This is a genomic window from Ensifer adhaerens (genome assembly GCF_000697965.2).
GTDB lineage: Bacteria > Pseudomonadota > Alphaproteobacteria > Rhizobiales > Rhizobiaceae > Ensifer > Ensifer adhaerens.
Map to the genome: position 1 here is coordinate 670,104 of NZ_CP015880.1, position 16,642 is coordinate 686,745.

General features: G+C 61.0%; 18 protein-coding genes and 1 pseudogene. 11 read left to right on the forward strand and 8 right to left on the reverse strand.

What is annotated here, in order from left to right; translation table 11 throughout:
- The first annotated feature begins 1 nt into the window (after position 1).
- The 6 genes from FA04_RS03115 (at position 2) to FA04_RS03140 (ending at position 4,137) form a co-directional block, all read left to right on the forward strand.
- Positions 2–541: a metallophosphoesterase gene (locus tag FA04_RS03115; protein ID WP_034789159.1), complete on the forward strand. Its 540-nt coding sequence runs from the start codon at positions 2–4 to the stop codon at positions 539–541.
- Positions 541–825: a hypothetical protein gene (locus FA04_RS03120; protein ID WP_034789161.1), complete on the forward strand. Its 285-nt coding sequence runs from the start codon at positions 541–543 to the stop codon at positions 823–825. Before FA04_RS03115 ends, FA04_RS03120 begins: the two co-directional genes overlap by 1 nt.
- Positions 825–1,442 carry a hypothetical protein gene (locus FA04_RS03125; protein WP_034789164.1) on the forward strand — a complete coding sequence of 206 codons (618 nt, stop codon included), beginning with the start codon at positions 825–827 and terminating at the stop codon, positions 1,440–1,442. Before FA04_RS03120 ends, FA04_RS03125 begins: the two co-directional genes overlap by 1 nt.
- Positions 1,432–1,905 carry a hypothetical protein gene (locus FA04_RS03130; RefSeq protein ID WP_034789166.1) on the forward strand — a complete coding sequence of 158 codons (474 nt, stop codon included), beginning with the start codon at positions 1,432–1,434 and terminating at the stop codon, positions 1,903–1,905. The genes FA04_RS03125 and FA04_RS03130 overlap by 11 nt, the downstream gene beginning before the upstream one ends.
- Before the next feature lie 226 nt (positions 1,906–2,131).
- Positions 2,132–2,653, forward strand: a complete 522-nt coding sequence (locus tag FA04_RS03135) for a hypothetical protein (RefSeq protein WP_156552948.1) — start codon at positions 2,132–2,134, stop codon at positions 2,651–2,653.
- A gap of 14 nt (positions 2,654–2,667) precedes the next feature.
- Positions 2,668–4,137 (forward strand): site-specific integrase, encoded by a 1,470-nt coding sequence (locus tag FA04_RS03140; protein ID WP_034789180.1) that lies wholly within the window; start codon positions 2,668–2,670, stop codon positions 4,135–4,137.
- 271 nt (positions 4,138–4,408) lie between these two features.
- Here the strand turns inward: FA04_RS03140 and FA04_RS03145 are convergent, their stop codons facing one another.
- Positions 4,409–5,341, reverse strand: coding sequence for a ribose-phosphate pyrophosphokinase (locus tag FA04_RS03145; RefSeq protein ID WP_034789183.1), 933 nt, complete (start codon positions 5,339–5,341; stop codon positions 4,409–4,411).
- A gap of 289 nt (positions 5,342–5,630) precedes the next feature.
- Between FA04_RS03145 and FA04_RS03150 the strand changes: the two genes are divergently transcribed.
- Both FA04_RS03150 and FA04_RS03155 read left to right on the forward strand, forming a co-directional pair.
- On the forward strand, positions 5,631–6,044 hold the full coding sequence (locus FA04_RS03150) for a hypothetical protein (RefSeq protein WP_034789415.1): 414 nt from the start codon (positions 5,631–5,633) through the stop codon (positions 6,042–6,044).
- Between the two features lie 356 nt (positions 6,045–6,400).
- The gene (locus FA04_RS03155) at positions 6,401–7,237 is read left to right on the forward strand and encodes a glycosyltransferase family 8 protein (RefSeq protein WP_051659149.1); all 837 of its coding nucleotides are present in this window, start codon (positions 6,401–6,403) and stop codon (positions 7,235–7,237) included.
- A 68-nt stretch (positions 7,238–7,305) separates the two neighbouring features.
- Here the strand turns inward: FA04_RS03155 and FA04_RS03160 are convergent, their stop codons facing one another.
- Entirely contained in the window at positions 7,306–7,485 is a 180-nt protein-coding gene (locus tag FA04_RS03160) for a hypothetical protein (protein WP_034789185.1), read from the reverse strand.
- Between the two features lie 490 nt (positions 7,486–7,975).
- On the opposite strand from FA04_RS03160, the gene FA04_RS35545 reads away from it, so the two are divergent.
- Positions 7,976–8,119, forward strand: coding sequence for a hypothetical protein (locus tag FA04_RS35545; protein ID WP_090294740.1), 144 nt, complete (start codon positions 7,976–7,978; stop codon positions 8,117–8,119).
- A 130-nt stretch (positions 8,120–8,249) separates the two neighbouring features.
- Here the strand turns inward: FA04_RS35545 and cysN are convergent, their stop codons facing one another.
- From cysN to FA04_RS03180, 4 genes are all read right to left on the reverse strand, one after another.
- Positions 8,250–9,755, reverse strand: coding sequence for a sulfate adenylyltransferase subunit CysN (gene cysN, locus FA04_RS03165; protein ID WP_034789186.1), 1,506 nt, complete (start codon positions 9,753–9,755; stop codon positions 8,250–8,252).
- Entirely contained in the window at positions 9,755–10,708 is a 954-nt protein-coding gene (gene cysD, locus FA04_RS03170; protein ID WP_034789188.1) for a sulfate adenylyltransferase subunit CysD, read from the reverse strand. Before cysD ends, cysN begins: the two co-directional genes overlap by 1 nt.
- 43 nt (positions 10,709–10,751) lie before the next feature.
- Positions 10,752–11,510, reverse strand: coding sequence for a phosphoadenylyl-sulfate reductase (locus FA04_RS03175; protein ID WP_034789190.1), 759 nt, complete (start codon positions 11,508–11,510; stop codon positions 10,752–10,754).
- A gap of 231 nt (positions 11,511–11,741) precedes the next feature.
- Positions 11,742–13,655 carry a HAMP domain-containing methyl-accepting chemotaxis protein gene (locus tag FA04_RS03180; RefSeq protein WP_034789192.1) on the reverse strand — a complete coding sequence of 638 codons (1,914 nt, stop codon included), beginning with the start codon at positions 13,653–13,655 and terminating at the stop codon, positions 11,742–11,744.
- Positions 13,656–14,037: 382 nt separating this feature from the next.
- On the opposite strand from FA04_RS03180, the gene FA04_RS03185 reads away from it, so the two are divergent.
- Positions 14,038–14,427 carry a DUF6152 family protein gene (locus FA04_RS03185; protein ID WP_034789195.1) on the forward strand — a complete coding sequence of 130 codons (390 nt, stop codon included), beginning with the start codon at positions 14,038–14,040 and terminating at the stop codon, positions 14,425–14,427.
- A pseudogene (locus FA04_RS03190) lies at positions 14,424–14,902 on the forward strand (DUF2214 domain-containing protein). The gene FA04_RS03185 and the pseudogene FA04_RS03190 overlap by 4 nt, the downstream one beginning before the upstream one ends.
- An 8-nt stretch (positions 14,903–14,910) precedes the next feature.
- Here the strand turns inward: FA04_RS03190 and FA04_RS03195 are convergent.
- On the reverse strand, positions 14,911–15,546 hold the full coding sequence (locus FA04_RS03195) for a flavodoxin family protein (protein ID WP_034789198.1): 636 nt from the start codon (positions 15,544–15,546) through the stop codon (positions 14,911–14,913).
- A 165-nt stretch (positions 15,547–15,711) separates the two neighbouring features.
- A complete protein-coding gene (locus FA04_RS03200) occupies positions 15,712–16,605 on the reverse strand; it encodes a sigma-70 family RNA polymerase sigma factor (RefSeq protein ID WP_051659150.1) in 894 nt (297 codons plus the stop codon).
- Positions 16,606–16,642 lie beyond the last annotated feature (37 nt).

Genomic DNA, 16,642 nt, shown 5'->3' on the forward strand with positions numbered 1-16,642 from the left:
CATGGCTTTCACGCGGAAGTTTTACATCGCAGACACCCACCTGATGCACGAGCGCCTGGTGTCGATGCAGCCGCGACAGTTCGCATCGATCGACGAGCATGACGAGGCGATCATGTCGCGCTGGAATGCCGTCGTCGGCGACGAGGATATCGTTTATCACCTCGGCGATGTTGCGTTTGGGCTCGCCAAGAACGCCGACCGTGTCCGGGAGATTTTCGGCCGCCTCAACGGCCGCAAGTACCTGATCATCGGCAACCATGATCTCGACAAGCGTGGCAACCTTCACGCGGCGCTGGCATCTCTGGACTGGGCGGCGCGCCCGGAACATGCGCTGCGCACCCGTGACGGCGGTCACGATATCTGGTTGGCGCATTACGCCGCCCGAACATGGCCATGCAGCGGCTATGGGAGCTTCCATTTCTATGGACACAGCCACGGCAAGCTTCCGGGTGTCGGCCGGTCGCGCGATGTCGGTGTCGACATGCCTGACGTCGATTTCACGCCAAAAACATTCTCCGAACTGACGAGAGGAATGATCTGATGACCGCCGACGAACTCAATGAATTGTACGGTGCGATCATCGCCCCGACGGCGGCAGTGTCGGTACCCGAACCCTGGATGCCAGCGATCCAAGATGCGCTTGCCGCTTTTCGCGATCTCCCGACGGACGTCCGAGCATTCTTCATTGTCACCGGAATCCGCGACAACGACGGGTTGGTCTTCGATGTCGGCGCAGTGCCTCATCTGATGCCGCCCGACGGTCTGAAGCGTATCGCTGAAATCGTCGAGGCGGCACAGGCGGCCGTCAAAGGGAGCTTGCACTGATGCGTCTGGAGCACGATCTCGCTGTCCGGCGAGAAGCCCGCGATATCATTGCAGACGACGTCGCAATCGGCGTAGGCGACGGCTGGCAGCACCTTGTCGGCCGCGCTCTCGTGACAATCCGCGACGTCACCGACGGTAAGGTCAACGCCCGCCAAATCAAAGAGCGCCAGGGGCTGCTCTCGATCTTCACCGACATCATGATCCGCGGTTCCGAAACGATCGCGCAGCGTGTTTTTGATGTCACCAATGGCGCAGCCGATCAGTCGGCATGGGTCTGCGAGATGTGCGGCTGCGGCGGCCGCCTGATTGCCGGAAACCGCCTCCGGGTGCGCTGCCAAGTCTGCGAAGCCGACGAACCTGAGCGCGAACGAGTTTGGCGCGAGCATCGTGACGACATCTTGGAGGCCGCGGCAACATACATCCGAGTATGCCTTGAACATTCTCGTCTTTTCCCAGTCTACAACATTGTCATCCGCGTCTGCTTGGACGACCGGGATCACCGCCTCTTCCTAGACGAAGTCCATGACCGCCTTGTGTGGTGGCGAGCTGGTTCATGGATCGAAGGCGTCGAAGACGCGCTGCGTCAGGATTTCAGGAGGCTCGACTTTGCCCGATGACCACCTTGTCCGCGACCAGCGCACACGCCGTGCCGGAGAAATCCGGTCGGCCGCCTTCGCCTACGTGCGGGAGTGCGCACGGGAGCGCCGAGTCCTCGACATCGAGCAATACGGACAGCATCGCTGGCGTCGTGACGGCGACGAGAAGCGTAGGGTCATGTGCGATGCGCTCCCGGCCGTCGTCCGCAGTGGCATCCCAGTTGTTGACGTATGGCAGCGCTTCGAGGTCGCCGGCATGATCGCCCGCCAGCTCGTGGGCGCACGGAGCTACGCCGATCTCTATCGCATCCTCCGGGATAACCAGATGCCGATCGGGTTCAAGCCTGTCGACGTCGCTAAGTGGGCTGCCGACGGCAGGATTTCACGTGCCGATGTCGGGGAGATTTTCGGAATTCCAGACTCCGAAATCGACGCCTTTATCGAGGCTTGGCTTGGCGATTCAGAAAACCCTCAAAAGTTGTAATTTAAGACCTCGCTGCGTGAGGAGCCTTGCGAAAACTTGAATTAATTCGTTCAAATGTGATTCATTCCAAGTCACTGATTTTACGGAACTTATAACCTATATGTTACACAAGTCGCCCAGTGTGTAACATATAGGTTTCTCCCGCGTCTAAGTTGCATTTAATAGTTGACAGGATGGTGCAGGATGGTGTTTCTGCGGCTGACAGAAACGACGTGGGGCATTGCTGATGATCGACAGAGACGAAGAGCTGGACGTGGCTGAACTCAGCCGGCGGGTATTGGCGGACATTGATGAAATGGCCGTCGAGTTCGAGCTGGGCATGCAAAACGTCTCGCGACATCTTCACGCTGCCAAGGACGCGTTCCAGGTCGAGGCAGATGGCAAGGTCGCCCGGCCTTTCGGCGACGACACGCCGCTCAAGCTCTCCGACGCGATCTATCTGCTCATCCTCGGCGGCGAGGTTCGTCGAAACGGAGGCCGCATCGCGTCGCCCACGTTCACGAAGCGCTCGCTCGAGGGGGCAATCCGAACCGGTCATCTTGAGGGCCGTATGATCCGCGGAAAATGGACCGTCACGATCCTGGCACTCAGGGCGTGGCTCGACGGCGGCGCTCAGTCCGAGGCTAAGCCAGCCGCAACCAAGCCTGCCCGATCGGCTACGGCTCGGTCCAATCGGGAGCGAGAGCGCGGGATGGCCGCAGACGCCATCGCTCGTCAGATGCTCGATTCCATCAAAACCAAGAAATAAGAAGGGAGATCGCCGTGGGCAGACCGAGCGCAGGCGCACGATGGTGGCACGACAAGAAGACCGACAAGTACTTCATTCGTGACATCGATGACGGAAAGAGCGTGAAATTCAGCCTCGGCTTCGGAGAGTCCGATGAACCGAATTTCGAGAATCGCCGTGAGACCGAGCTTGCGAAGTACATCGCGCAGAAGCACGCTGGAGAGAAACAGCGCATCAAGCACCAGGATGCGTCGGATGTCTTCGTAGCCGAGGTTATCGCGAGGTACATCGAGGTTCGCATTCAAAAATGGGAACTGCACGACTACGACAATCCGCCGGCTCGTGTCGAAGAACTAAAGGCACGTCTCGGCGTCCTTCTGGACTTCTTCGGCCAGATGACCGTAACCCAGCTTGATCATGATGCTGTTGGAGACTTCGTCGATTTTCTCGACGAACGGACCTATCAGCGCGAGCTGGCCCGTGCGCAGCTCTCTTATGAGAAGGCGAAGAAGCGGCGGAGCTGGAAACCCGAGGAAGAGACTGGCCCAAAACCCGTTGATAAGCGCTTCAATCCCAAGGCGGCTATCCGATACCTTGACGACCTCAACTCGGCTATCGCGGTCGCCGTGCGGACGAAGCTTCTGAAGTACGGCACCACAGTTCCCACGCCGAAAGACTACAAGCCGAGAACCGCCGTATTCACGCGCAAGCAGATGGCCGATCTGATCAAGGCAGCGCGTCGCAAGCGCGGTCATGCATTCATCGACAACAAACCCGTGAAGGACGCGCCGATCTGGATGCATCTCGCTCGATTCCTGCTAATCGCGATCTACACCGGCTCGCGCAAGGACAAGGTTTGGCGGACGTCGTTCAAGAACGAGAAGGATTGCCCCTGGATCGAATTCAAAGGCAGCGGCTCCACGAGGATCGCAATCTACCATCGCATCGGTGACAAAGAAGTGGAGCACGCCAAGAAGCTCGCCCCGACGATCCCTGTTCCCGCCCGCCTTGCCGCTCATCTTGAGCGCTGGAAGCGCATGGGCCTGAAGTACCCCTGCCAGGGGCTAGAGGGCCGCGTCGGCAACCCCCGCACGGCAATGGAGAACCTGTTCGCGGAAGTTCTTGGGGACGACCACGACGCGGTCATTCACACTCTCCGCCACACGGCCGCGACATGGCTCGTATCTCGTGCGGAACTCCCGATGGCGGCCATCGCTTCCTATCTCGGCATGTCCGTTGAGACGCTCGTTCGGCGCTACGCGAAGGTGAGAATGATCGATCACATCCGTGTAGGGAGGTCCTTCACGCAGAGCCGCGCAGGGTCTGAGCATCATAGCGATCCGGACAGCGTCGAGTTCCAGAGCGGCCGTTTCGTGTCTCCGGCACTAACAAACGGCCTGACAGATACTGACAGAAACAAATGGGTCAGGAATGTTTCGGAACGTGCGGAAAATCAAAATAACGCAATGAATTCAGTTGACGCATCGGATGACGCTGCTGCATAGTGGCGTCAACTCCACGTTCGGGACGTGGGGGTCGCAAGTTCGAATCTTGCCACTCCGACCAGCCAAATCAACCGCTTAGCCGATCTTTCCCGAAATATGCGCCAAAGCGCGGATCGACTGCGGACTGCTTCAATCATCACTTCTATAATGCATTTGTATCTTGCGCCGCGTGACGCTGTGGTCTTTTCGGATGAGCGGGCGGATTACGTTCTTTTCTCACCGGCAAACGCCGCCTGGCTCAATCGAAACGGCTTTGCACTGTTCGCGTGGTTCAGTCGAAAAGGCTTGAAACGCTTTGCTCTCGCGCGGTTCGGGCAAGGGCTTCTCCGAGCAGCGGCGCGACGGTGACGCGGCGGATGTTGGCGGTCTGGCGTTGCGCTTCGGTGTCTTGAATGGAATCGGTCAGCACCAGTTCCCTGAGGTTGCTGGCGCCAATACGCTCGCAAGCCCCCTCGGAAAGCACGCCGTGGGTGATGTATGCCGAGACCTCTCTGGCGCCCGCTTCCAGCAAGGCGTCAGCCGCATTGATCAAGGTCCCGCCGCTATCGATGATGTCGTCGATCAAGAGGCAGGTCTTCCCGAAGACGTCACCAATGATGTTCATGACCTCCGACACGCCGGCGCGGGGGCGCCTCTTGTCGACGATCGCAAGATCGGTGCCAATGCGCTTGGCGATGCCGCGAGCCCGCGCCACGCCGCCGACGTCAGGCGAAACGATCATGAGATTCCCGACGTCGTAGCGCTCTTTGATGTCGCGGGTCGTCACCGGCGCCGAATAAAGGTTGTCGGTCGGGATATCGAAAAAGCCCTGAATCTGGTCTGTATGCAGATCGAGCGTCATAACGCGATTAACACCCGCGCCGGCGATCATGTTGGCGACCAGCTTCGCCGAAATCGGTGTGCGGCCGGTGGCGCGGCGGTCCTGACGGGCATAGCCGAAATAGGGGATGACGGCGGTGATCCGGCGCGCAGACGAACGGCGCAGCGCATCGGTCAGGATCAACAGTTCCATGAGGTTGCCGTCGGCAGGAGCACTGGTCGACTGGAGGATATAGACATCCTCGCCGCGCACGTTCTCGTGAAGTTGAACGTTGACTTCCTGGTCGGCGAAGCGCCCGACCGTACAGTCCGTGAGGGGAAGATTGAGATATCTGGCAATGGCTTCGGCAAGGGCGCGGTTGGAGTTACCGGTCACCAGCTTCATGAGCGCAATCCTGTTACAGGGAGCCTTTGAGGCAGCTTTAGAGCCTCGCTGGTGGATTCACAACCAGTGCTGCACACTTTTGTGACGCAACCGGTTTGGGGTTGTTTGAGATGGCTATTCGCGACGCTGCACTCCGGTGCCTTAATGTCTGCGCAAATGCCGTTCGTCGCCGCTTAAAAGCCGTTGGTCGAATAGAGGTGTATTCGCAACGGGGTTGCTCTGTCGGCATGCGGGCGAAGCCTCTAGGTTCCCGCCATTCAATCACGGACGACGGGGAACGGGAATGTCGATCAAGCATCTATCCATTGCGACGGTTCTGCTGGTGGCCGGCCATTCGGTGGCGGCGGCGCAGAGCTGCGAGAAGAATTTCAAGGCGAGCGGCGTTCCGCTGGTGACGCCTGTTTTCTATAAGACCTGGCAGGAGTTCCCGAAGCTGAAGCCCGAGACCGCTCTGCAGCGGATGGCGCGGGGCGTCGCGGCGGAAGGCTTTTCCGGGATCGAGATCAACAAGGCACTCGGAACCATCGAAGCTTACCAGGATACGGCAGGCTCCGGGCGGCTGCAGACATTGCGAGTCGTCGCCCGCAAGCGCGGTTCAGGCACGCGGGTTGATGCGATGTTTGATATTCAGGTGGGGCAGGTGGCCACCAAGCAGGTGGTGCAGGAAGGCCTTTGCAACATCATCCGGTCCGCGACCGAATAGGTGCCGCGCGCAGGTCTTTTACACGATCTGCGCGAGATTCTGCGGACAAACAACTATTATCTGCTCTGCCCACTTGACGCGGAAGCATGGTGTGCGAAGTCATTCGCCATGAAGAGAAGCACACCAGTGCATCCGCGTGTTTTCGGGTAAGAGATGACCTATTAATTTCATTGATACTTCCGTCGCATATTGCGCGACACCATGAGCGTGGCCCTCGCTTGGCGAGGGTCACGCCATTTCAAATGAAAGCAATCAAAGCGTCTACCGGTATGTGCGGTCGAGCGAGATCTTGCTTTTGGCCTGGACACTGCATGCGGCCCTGTGGCTGCGCGTTGCATTGCTGAAATTGACTTTAAATGATTGTTGCATGCTCGATCGACAGGCGCTTCGCGGAACTCGCGGGTGTCATGCTTTACTCGCTCGAAAAGAACGGTGGCATTCCAGATGCGCAGGTCTTTATCCTAGGTGACGGGCTGCGGGCGTCCGACAAGGAGATGCTGCAAGCCTGTGCCAAACGGAAGCTGTGCTTCATCGATGTCGAAGGCGACATTCTCTCAAAAATCTCAGGCCTGAAGACGACGAGCTACTGGAGCCGCGCTACCTACGCTCGACTGTATCTGCCGGAATTGCTAGCCGACCGGCACGACCGTCTGCTCTACCTGGACGCTGACACGCTGATCAAAAAGAGCCTGGCACCACTGGCCGATCTGTCGTTTGAAGGCAGGGCCGTTGCAGCCGTTCCCTATGATGACCCGACGCGTTTCAATCCGTCGCTCGGCCGAGAGGCGAACACACCCTACTTCAACGCGGGAGTCCTGCTGGTCGATATCGATGCCTGGAACGCGCAGGACTACACGGCTCGCATTGCCAGGCTGCTTCAGGCGCGTTCGTTCGATTTCTTGGATCAGGACGTACTGAACCTTACGACCGAAGGGAATTTCGTTCATCTCCCCGGCCACTGGAATGCGCAGAAGGGGTGGGAAGACTATTCTCAAGCTTCCATCGTGCACTTCACTCACGCCAAGCCGAACACGAAAGAATGCGAGCACCCGGAGAAGGCGACGTTTCTGGAGTACCGGAAACAAACGCCCTGGCGTTCGGCGCGACTAATCACAAATCGCGACCGGCGCATTCGCACGCTGCTGCTATCGATCAGAAAGAAGTGGCAGTGGCTCTCGGCGTTTGCTCGGTAGCTGCGCTTGACTTGTGTAGGGGCGGTGCGGTGCGGGCCGCATAGCACCGCCGCCCGCCATGCGCTCGGTCAGCCCCGCTTTTCCAGGCCGTTCAGCACGGATTGCGCGGCGGCCTGTGCCTCCAGCATCGACGTGAAGTTGCCTTGGGCGGGGTAGGTGACGCCGCGGAACTTGATGACGAAGCACCATTTGCCGTTGATGCGTTTCTCGACCTTTACGGTGGTTTCCGGTTGCTTGTCGGTGCTCACCCTGTCGTCTCCCTGATTCGGCATTCTTGCGCCAAGGCCGCCCAGATACGCCGAGGAGAGCGGTTCTGTCCACCGCAGGGTGCGCGACCGTCGATGCAAATGTTCCGGGCGAGGGGGTGAAGGCGAACGTCGCGTCCGCTTTCATTAGTCCATAGTCAGGCGGACTGTCCCACGGCGTTCGGAAACGGTGAAACAGCCCTATCGATCCTCATGATCGACGCGCCAAGTTACGAATGCGGCGTTGGATTGATAGTCGTGATCGCGCGAGGCTTGCGTCATGGTGAAGCGATTACCAGCGTTGTTTCATTTTGAAACAGCGCCTCTCCGGCTTGATAACGCCGCAACGGAACCTTGACCTCGGCGATCGCGGCGCCGACGCAGGCCGTTTATTGTTCACATGGAAACGACGTGTTCGCAGATTGGTGTCTTATCAGCGTGAACAATCGGGGCGATATTTCCATCAACACTTGTTTTTGCCCGAGAGGCTCAGATGTTGAAGGAACCAATTTTTAACTTTCGCGAGATCGCCATTTGGTCCGCTATTCTTGGCAGCGTCGTCGGCTACCAGCTTTGGCAGCACGCCGATCCTGCGCCGCTGACGATCACTCTTCCTGCGATCGAGCAGCAGCTTTGATGGATGCCTGCGGAGTTGCGCCTCCGGCAAGCTGTCGAAATGCGTCCACGGCGATCACCACTGGTTCTCAGCCGTCCATGCAAAATAAAAAGGGGCCGCTCCGGCCCCTTTTTGCTGCGTGCGATGTCGCTCACCCGTCGATGTCGTCGATGATCTCCACGGCCCTGCCGGCGGAGACGCGGCGAACTTCGGCTTCCTCGCGGCGACCGGCGAAAAGTTCGGTCGCCATCAGCTGGTCGGCAAGGTCGGCCGGCAGCGAGAGGATGACGCGGGCGTCTTCCGTGTGGATGCCGCCGAGCGCCGAGCGCTTGGCGGTGATCATGCCGCCCGCCACCGTGTTGTTGGTGTCCGGATCGATCAGGATGAACGCGCCGGTGGTGCGGTTCTGCTCGTAAGTGTCGAAGATCGCCTGCTCGTCGAAGGCAAGATGCACCTTGCCGATGGCGTTCATCGGCAGCTGATCGGCCTGGTTCCACTTACCGGTCTGGAGGTCAAGCTGGCTTGCCGGCTGCACCTGGACGCGCTGGCGTCGGCTGCCACTCTTCAGCCAGTAGCGCTTGCCGGGCTGGATGCCTTCGGCCTGCAGCGCGACGAGCTGGGCGTCGAAGGAAAGACCGGTCAGCGGCTGGCTGTCGATCGCGACGATCATGTCGCCGCGCGAGACGTCCACTTGGCGGTCGAGCACGAGCGTGATCGCGTCGCCGGCGACCGCTGCGTTGCGCACGAGATCGAAGGTGACGATCTTGGTGACGTTGGCAACCATGCCCGAGGGCAGGATGACAACACTGTCGCCGGGCTTCACCGAGCCGCCGGCAACCGTGCCCTGATAGCCGCGGAAGCTTTCGCCGGGCCGCGAGACGCGCTGCACCGGCAGGCGGAAACCAACGGTCTGGGCCGAACGGGTGGTTGCCAGCTCCAGTACCTCGATCAGCGTCGGGCCGTCATACCAGGGCATCGAGGCGCGGCCGTCGTAGACGACGTTCTCGCCCTTTAGCGCCGAGACCGGGATGGCGATGACCTGGCGCACGCCAAGCGACAGCGCCAGCTCGCGGAACTCGTGGCTGATCTCTTCGAAACGGGCGCGGTCGTAGTCGGTGAGATCGATCTTGTTGACCGCCAGCACGAACTGCTTGATGCCCATCAGTGTCGCGATCGTCGCATGCCGGCGGGTCTGTTCGAGCAGTCCGACGCGGGCGTCGACGAGCAGCACGGCGAGGTCGGCGGTCGAGGCGCCGGTCGCCATGTTGCGGGTATATTGCTCATGACCGGGCGTGTCGGCGACGATGAACGAGCGCTTGTCGGTCGAGAAGTAGCGATAGGCGACATCAATGGTGATGCCCTGTTCGCGCTCGGCCTGCAGCCCGTCGAGCAGCAGCGCGAAATCGGGAAGGCCAAGATCGTTCTGCTTGCCTTTGGAATCGCGCTGAAGCGTCGCTGCCTGGTCTTCCTTGACCGCCTTGGTGTCCCAGAGCAAGCGGCCGATCAGTGTCGACTTGCCGTCGTCGACCGAGCCGCAGGTGATGAGCCGAAGGGGACGGCTGTCACGGGTGGCGCGCGCCGGCTCCTGCGCCGGGAAAGCGAGAACTTCGCCAGCTGCAACGTGCTCGACGGCATTCGCGGTTGCGGGTGCGGTCATCAGAAATATCCTTCGCGCTTCTTCTTTTCCATCGAGCCGGATTGGTCACGGTCGATGGCGCGGCCCTGGCGTTCGGAAACGGTCGCGGTTTCGAGTTCGGAGATGATGTCGTCGAGCGTCGTCGCGGTCGAACGGATGGCGCCGGTCAGCGGGAAGCAGCCGAGCGTGCGGAAGCGGATGACTTCTTCGCGCTTGGTCTCGCCAGGCAAAAGTTCGAGGCGCGGGTCTTCGGCGAGGATCATCATGCCGTCGCGTTCGACGATCGGGCGCTTTTCAGAAAAGTAGAGCGGCACGATCGGAATGTCTTCGGCCTGGATGTAGCGCCAGATATCGACCTCGGTCCAGTTGGACAGCGGGAAGGCGCGCACGCTCTCGCCCTTGCGGATCATGCCGTTGTAGACGTTCCAGAGTTCCGGACGCTGGTTGCGCGGGTCCCAGCGGTGGTCGGGCGTGCGGAAGGAGTAGATGCGCTCCTTGGCGCGGCTCGCCTCTTCGTCGCGACGCGCGCCGCCGAAGGCAGCATCGAACTGGCCGGCGTCGAGCGCCTGGCGCAGCGCCTCGGTCTTCATGATGTCCGTATAGAGCGCCGAACCGTGGGTGAACGGCGTGACGTTCTCGGCGGCACCGCGCGGATTGACGTGCTCGATCAGGTCAAGGTCGTAGCGCTCGACGATCTCGTTGCGGAACGCGATCATCTCGGCGAATTTCCAGCCGGTGTTGACGTGCAGCAGCGGGAAGGGAACGCGGCCGGGATAGAAGGCCTTGCGTGCCAGATGCAAGAGAACCGAGGAATCCTTGCCGATCGAATAAAGCATGACCGGGCGCTCGAACTCGGCGGCCACTTCGCGGAAGATGTGGATCGCTTCGTTTTCCAGCGCCTTCAGATGCGGATCGAGCGGCGGCTTGGCACTCTGCGGATTATGCAGTTCCGTTTCCGGATGGATGTGGGGCATTTCAGTCTCCGGGAGGATTTGTCTTCGGACGAGCGCGCCAGCCTCAGGCGGCGCTGCTCGAATTGGGGATGATGGAGCTTGCGGCGGCCTCGGGAACATGCAGACCACATTCGCGCTTCTCGTCGTTCTCCCACCACCAGCGGCCGGCGCGCTCGGGCTCGCCGGGCTTGATGGCGCGGGTGCAGGGCTCACAGCCGATCGACGGATAGCCGCGGGCGTGCAGCGGGTTGACCGGAACGGCGTGCGTGGCGACGTAGCTGTTGATGGTCTCGATGTCCCAGTCGGCCAGCGGATTGATCTTGATCAGGCCGCGTTCGGCATCTGCCTCGGCAAAGGGCGTGGAGGCACGGTTGCCCGACTGGCCGCGGCGCAGCCCGGTAACCCAGAAGCTTGCTCCTTCGAGTGCGCGCGCAAGCGGCTTCAGCTTGCGCACGTCGCAACAGGCATGTCGCGCTTCGACGCTTTCATAGAAACCGTTGAGACCGTAGCGCGCCGCATAGGCATCGATGTCGGCCTTTTCCGGATGGTAGCGCTTGATCAGGATGTCGTAGGCTTCTTCCGTCTTGTCGATCAGCGCCGCGGTCTCATCGAAGAGACGACCGGTCTGAAGCGTGACGACATCGACGGCAAGCTTGTTCTTGCCGATCGCGGCGGTAATCACCTGATCCTCGATGCCGAGCGAGGTCGTGAAGACTGCCCGCCCTTCAAGGCTTGCAACGAGCGCCAGCCGCCCGGCGAGATCCAGGCTTTCGAGCCTCTCGTTCAGTGCCTTGGCGGTGGTTTCGAGGGATGACGTGGTCATGGCTGCGTCCTGTTCCAACTTGGGCGGAATATCGCAGCCGAACAGGACAATGGACAGAAATAGCGGTTTCTAATGCTGTTTGTTTGGAGCAAATCTGCCTCTCAGATCGAAAAGCAGCGAAAAACCGAATATAGACTATTAATTTACTAGATTTAATACTGTATGTGGCAAAAGCTAGAGACGCGAACCCTGCGGCTCGCGTCTCCTTGTTTTGCGGCCGAAGCCTGATCGTCAGAACTCCGCCCAGCCGTCCTCCTGTGGTCGCGCGCCGCCGCGATAGGCGCCGGCGAGCTTGCGGGTCAACGCACGTGCGGGCGAGGGGGCTGCACTTTCCGTGGCACCACTTGCCACGAGGCGTGGTCCTGCCGAAGAGCCGTTGCCGGTCCTGAAGCGCATCAGGAGGTCGTTGAGCGCGCCGGCCTCGCGGGCAAGGCTGTGGCTGGCGGCGGTCGATTGCTCCACCATCGCCGCATTCTGCTGCGTGCCCTGGTCGATGGCATTCACCGCCGTATTGATCTGCTGGATGCCGGCTGCCTGTTCGCGGGCGCTTTCGACGATCGCCGTCACGTGGTTGCTGATCTCCTTGACCTCGACGATGATGCTTTCGAGTGCCGCGCCGGTCTCTCGCACCAGGGTGACGCCGGATTTGACCTGCTGGCCGGATGTGGCGATCAGCACCTTGATCTCCTTGGCAGCCTGAGCCGAGCGCTGGGCAAGCTCGCGCACTTCCTGGGCGACGACGGCAAAACCCTTGCCCGCCTCACCGGCGCGAGCCGCCTCGACGCCGGCGTTGAGCGCCAAGAGGTTCGTCTGGAAGGCGATGTCGTCGATCACGCCGATGATGCTGGAGATCTCCCGCGACGAGGCTTCGATGCCGCTCATGGCGGTGACGGCATTGCCGACGATTTCGCCGGATTTCTCCGCAGCACCTCGGGTGCGGGTGACGAGCGTGCCCGCCTCTTCCGCGCGCCGGCTGGCATCGGCGACGGTGGTGGCGATCTGGTCGAGCGCGGCTGCGGTTTCCTCGACCGAGGCGGCCTGTTGTTCCGTGCGCTTGGAGAGGTCGCCGGCGGCGGAGCGGATTTCGCTGGCGCCGGCATTGATGCTGCGGGCATTCTCCCCGACCGAGCGCAGTGCCTCTTCGAGGTTGGTGACCGAGCTGTTGAAGTTGGTTCGCAGCGCGTCGAGCCGTTCGGCAAGCGGCGTGTCGATGCGGAAGGTCAGATCACCTTCGGCAAGGCGATCGAGACCAAAGCCGAGCGCGCTGACTGCCGCCTGGACCTCGGCCGCCTCTTTCGCCTTCTGTGCCTCGCGCTGTTCACGCTCGCGTTCAGACAGCGAACGACCGGCTTCGGCCTCTTGCTCCAGCCGCTCGCGTTCCAGCGCATTGTCTCGGAAGACGGCGACAGCGCCGGCCATCTGGCCGATTTCGTCGCGGCGACCTTCGCCGAAGATCAGTGCCTTGAGATTGCCGGCGGCAAGCTGGCGCATGGCTTCGCGCAGGCTCGTCAGCGGGCGCAGCAGGCCGGCAATGACGAACCAGACGGTCGCGCCAAGCATGAGCAGGGCGAAGCCGGCAATCACACTTTGCCAGAGTGTCAGGTTGTCCTTCTCGGCATTCGCCGCTTCGAGTTCGCCGTTAGCCTCGGAAAGCTGCAGCTTGATCAAGTCGCTGATTGGCGCGGCGAGGGGATCGACTGATGAGTAGAGCTTGGTATCGACAAAGCGTTCGAGTTCGGCCTTGTCCTGACGCTGCATGATCTGCACGAGATCGCGGATCGACGCATCACTTGCGATGCGCGCCCTGTCGAAAATCTCGGTCAGCGTCTTTTCCTCCGGCGTGAGTCGTGTGGCTTCGTAGGTGCGCCAGCGCGTATCGATGGTCGCAAGCGCCGTGTCGATCGCTTTTGCGCCGGCCGCCCAGTCTAGGGCGCCGCTGCGGACCTTATGGCTCGTGTCGACGATTTCGACCGCATACATGTCGGACACCGTCTTCAAGTGGTCGACCGGCAGCAACCGGTCGGCGACAATCGATTCAGTGCGTTTGGAGATGGAAGTCAGCGCACTGAAGGCCGTAACGATCATGACCAGCATGGCGACGGCGAGCAGGGACAGACAGACGAGCAGGCGTGCTTTGATTGTCATGAATAACGCTCCGCGGTTGCCCGCAAGGCAAATCATCCTCGGCCGATGGCCGCGGGCATGGCCGCAAAGGCATCGGTAAGCGAGCTCGCCTTGGCAGGGGAGTGATGTCGATGATGGGATGGAGCACGCGATATTGCGCGGCGAAACTGCCGTCATGGCATGTTCGCCCAGCGTTCACTCCGTCTCATATAGACATAACAACCGGAGATTAAGAATGGCTAAATTTTAAGCTGTTGATTAAAGTTCGCGCAACCCAAGATTATCGCAACCATAGGCGGTGGCTGTCTGCGATGCTCAAGAAGTGTTGAAGACCGCGTCCTTTCGCAAACCGCTCTTCGGGTTCAAGCTGCCACCTCTCCGAAACAGGCGAAGGAGCAGGGACATGTTGAATGCCATTTCACGCCGTGGCGTTGTCGCAATCATCCTGACGGGGCTTCTGGTTACCGGCGCCTATGCCCATCACGGATGGTCCTGGGCCGAGGCCGACCAGATCGAGCTCAAGGGCACCATCCGCGAGATCTCGATGGCGCCGCCGCATCCGACCTTACAGGTGGAGTCGTCCACGGATGGCATGTGGCACGTCGAACTCGGCAATCCCCGCCAGACGGAGCGCTCAGGCTTTGTCGAGGGATCGGCCAAGGCCGGTGACGAGATCATCGTTCTCGGCAACCGTTCGCTCGACCCGAACGAAAAGCGCATGAAGGCGGTGCGCATCACGGTCGCCGGCAAGACCTATGACATCTATCCGGAACGCATCCGGGCCGGTGGATGAGCGGCGCGGAACTCGTCGAGTGGATCGCCGGCTGGCCGGTGGGCGCGGCGCTCAGACGCTCGGCGATCCTCTATCTCGTGGTCAACGCGGCTCATATTCTCGCGATCGGCCTGCTCATCGGCGCGATCGTACCGCTTGATCTGAGGCTGCTCGGCTTGTCGGTGATGCGCCCGTCGCGGTGCTTGGACCCTTTCTGGCGCAAGCGGCTGCGATCGGCCTGGCGATGGCGATCGTCACCGGCTTTTGCCTCTTCAGCGTCAGGCCTTCGGCCTATCTCGCCAATCCGGCGTTTCTGACCAAGCTCGCGCTGCTGGCAATCGGAACGCTCAATGCACTGTCGGTCCGCGTGGGTACGGCCTGGTCGGTCGCGCGCGCAGGGGGAGCCGTTGCGTTGCGCCTGCGTGCGCAGGCGCTTGCCTCCTTGGTCACATGGCTGGGTGCTCTGCTCGCCGGCCGCTGGATCGGCTTTCTCTGACGCTGATCCTATCGCTCGCCTGCCGTTCTCCACGCGGGAAGGGCAGGCTCCTGTTCGACCGTTCTTCCTCGCACGAATTGCAGCGTTGTCTCGGCCACGCGTTGGCCGAGATGACTTGCCGTCTCAAGATCGGATGGTGGCGGCGCCAGATCGGCGCCCTGGTCGACATAGGACTGGGCGCCGGCGCCCAGCCAGAAGCCAAGCCGGTTGAGATCGTCAGGTGATCCTTTGGTCGAGTGGTTGGCCGGTGGTAGGTCGAGGTTGATCCAGTGCATGCCATGCTGGGCAGCAAAGAGAGCAAGTTGCATCAGCGTCGCGAGTTTATCGCCCGAGGCGGTTCCCGAGTTGGTGAAACCGGCAGCAAACTTGTTTTTCCAAAGGTAGCCCTTGGCCATCACGGCACTGGAACTCGCTTCCTGAAATGACTTGAACGCGGCTGACTGGCCTCCGACATAGGTCGGCGTGCCGAAAATGATCGCCTCGGCCGAGCGGAGATCGTTCCACCGTGCCGGTACATCCTCAACCGCTAGGAGCAGACCTTGTGCGCCGTCGACGCGCTCGATACCGGCTTTAACAGCCTTGGCCTGGCGTGCCGTGTGCCCGTATCCGCTGTGGTAGATGACGGCAATGCATATGTTGCTCATGGTTTGGTCTCCTATGGTTTGGTGTTGGGCCTGCCGAGCGAGTAGAGGCACGCGCCTTCGGCGCGTGGCAGGTTAAGTTTGTTTGGAGCAGGGGCGATCAGCAGAGCTGTCGGCTCTGGTGCCTGTGCGCGGGGGCGCGATCGTTAGGGCGCGGTCACCCGTCACTCAATGAACGGCCGGAGCATCGAGATATGTCAGCGCTTCTGGGAGGTGTTTTAGCTTGTCCGGATTGCGCGTGACATAGATGACGGTGATTCTATCCCGCTCGATCTCGATCGCGGTGGTCTGCAGGACCCCGTCTTCGATGGTGATAAAACCGGGCAGCCCATTGATGAATTCGTAACGCACGAGCCGCGACATCGCCCGGGCAAAGATCAGCCTCAGCGAGGCGTGCAGCATTATCACTTCGTCTATTCCGACGATCGGCCGTCTTGGCGCCACTGTCTTGCCGCCGCCGTCGGCATAGACGATCGCGCCGGTCGCAAGCAGCGAACGGAGCTTGTGCAAATCGCCGCCACGGGAAGCGGCAAAGAAGGCGGCGGCGATTTCCATGCCCTGTTCCCGTGGCATCGCAAATCGGCGGCGGGTCTCGCGGACATTGACACGGGCACGACTGGCCAGTTGACGGCAGGTTGCTGCCTTGCGGCCGAGCGTCTCGCCGATTTCATCGAAGCTGACACCGAAGACGTCGTGCAGCAGGAAGGCCGCTCGTTCCAGCGGCGACAGGCGTTCCAGTGCCATCATCAGAGGCAGGGTAATGTCGTCGAGTTCGTCGCACTGCTCGACGACCGGTTCCGGCAGCCATGGCCCGAGGTAGGTTTCGCGCCGCCGCCGTGCCGACTTCAACTGGTTGAGGCAAAGGCGTGTCACGATCCGGCCCAGAAATGCCGATGGTTCTTTGACGGCCGCACGGTCGGCGTTCAGCCAGCGCAGGAATGCTTCCTGTACGACATCTTCGGCTTCGCTGACGGAGCCCAGCATGCGATAGGCGATGCGGATCAGTCGCGGGCGTACCGCGCCGAAGGTCGTTCTGACGTCTTCGTCGATCATCCCGGCCATCACGCGCCCCGCTGCGATATGGCGCGGCCGGCCCCGA

What these genes read in the sequence shown, in the direction of transcription:
- FA04_RS35545 (WP_090294740.1), top strand. Translation starts at nt 7,976, where the DNA reads ATGTTGAAGGAACCAATTTTTAACTTTCGCGAGATCGCCATTTGGTCC.
- FA04_RS03155 (WP_051659149.1), top strand. Translation starts at nt 6,401, where the DNA reads ATGATTGTTGCATGCTCGATCGACAGGCGCTTCGCGGAACTCGCGGGT.
- FA04_RS03115 (WP_034789159.1), top strand. Translation starts at nt 2, where the DNA reads ATGGCTTTCACGCGGAAGTTTTACATCGCAGACACCCACCTGATGCAC.
- cysD (WP_034789188.1), bottom strand. Translation starts at nt 10,708, where the DNA reads ATGCCCCACATCCATCCGGAAACGGAACTGCATAATCCGCAGAGTGCC.
- FA04_RS03180 (WP_034789192.1), bottom strand. Translation starts at nt 13,655, where the DNA reads ATGACAATCAAAGCACGCCTGCTCGTCTGTCTGTCCCTGCTCGCCGTC.
- FA04_RS03200 (WP_051659150.1), bottom strand. Translation starts at nt 16,605, where the DNA reads ATGGCCGGGATGATCGACGAAGACGTCAGAACGACCTTCGGCGCGGTA.
- FA04_RS03120 (WP_034789161.1), top strand. Translation starts at nt 541, where the DNA reads ATGACCGCCGACGAACTCAATGAATTGTACGGTGCGATCATCGCCCCG.
- FA04_RS03175 (WP_034789190.1), bottom strand. Translation starts at nt 11,510, where the DNA reads ATGACCACGTCATCCCTCGAAACCACCGCCAAGGCACTGAACGAGAGG.
- FA04_RS03195 (WP_034789198.1), bottom strand. Translation starts at nt 15,546, where the DNA reads ATGAGCAACATATGCATTGCCGTCATCTACCACAGCGGATACGGGCAC.
- FA04_RS03135 (WP_156552948.1), top strand. Translation starts at nt 2,132, where the DNA reads ATGATCGACAGAGACGAAGAGCTGGACGTGGCTGAACTCAGCCGGCGG.
- FA04_RS03125 (WP_034789164.1), top strand. Translation starts at nt 825, where the DNA reads ATGCGTCTGGAGCACGATCTCGCTGTCCGGCGAGAAGCCCGCGATATC.
- cysN (WP_034789186.1), bottom strand. Translation starts at nt 9,755, where the DNA reads ATGACCGCACCCGCAACCGCGAATGCCGTCGAGCACGTTGCAGCTGGC.
- FA04_RS03145 (WP_034789183.1), bottom strand. Translation starts at nt 5,341, where the DNA reads ATGAAGCTGGTGACCGGTAACTCCAACCGCGCCCTTGCCGAAGCCATT.
- FA04_RS03185 (WP_034789195.1), top strand. Translation starts at nt 14,038, where the DNA reads ATGTTGAATGCCATTTCACGCCGTGGCGTTGTCGCAATCATCCTGACG.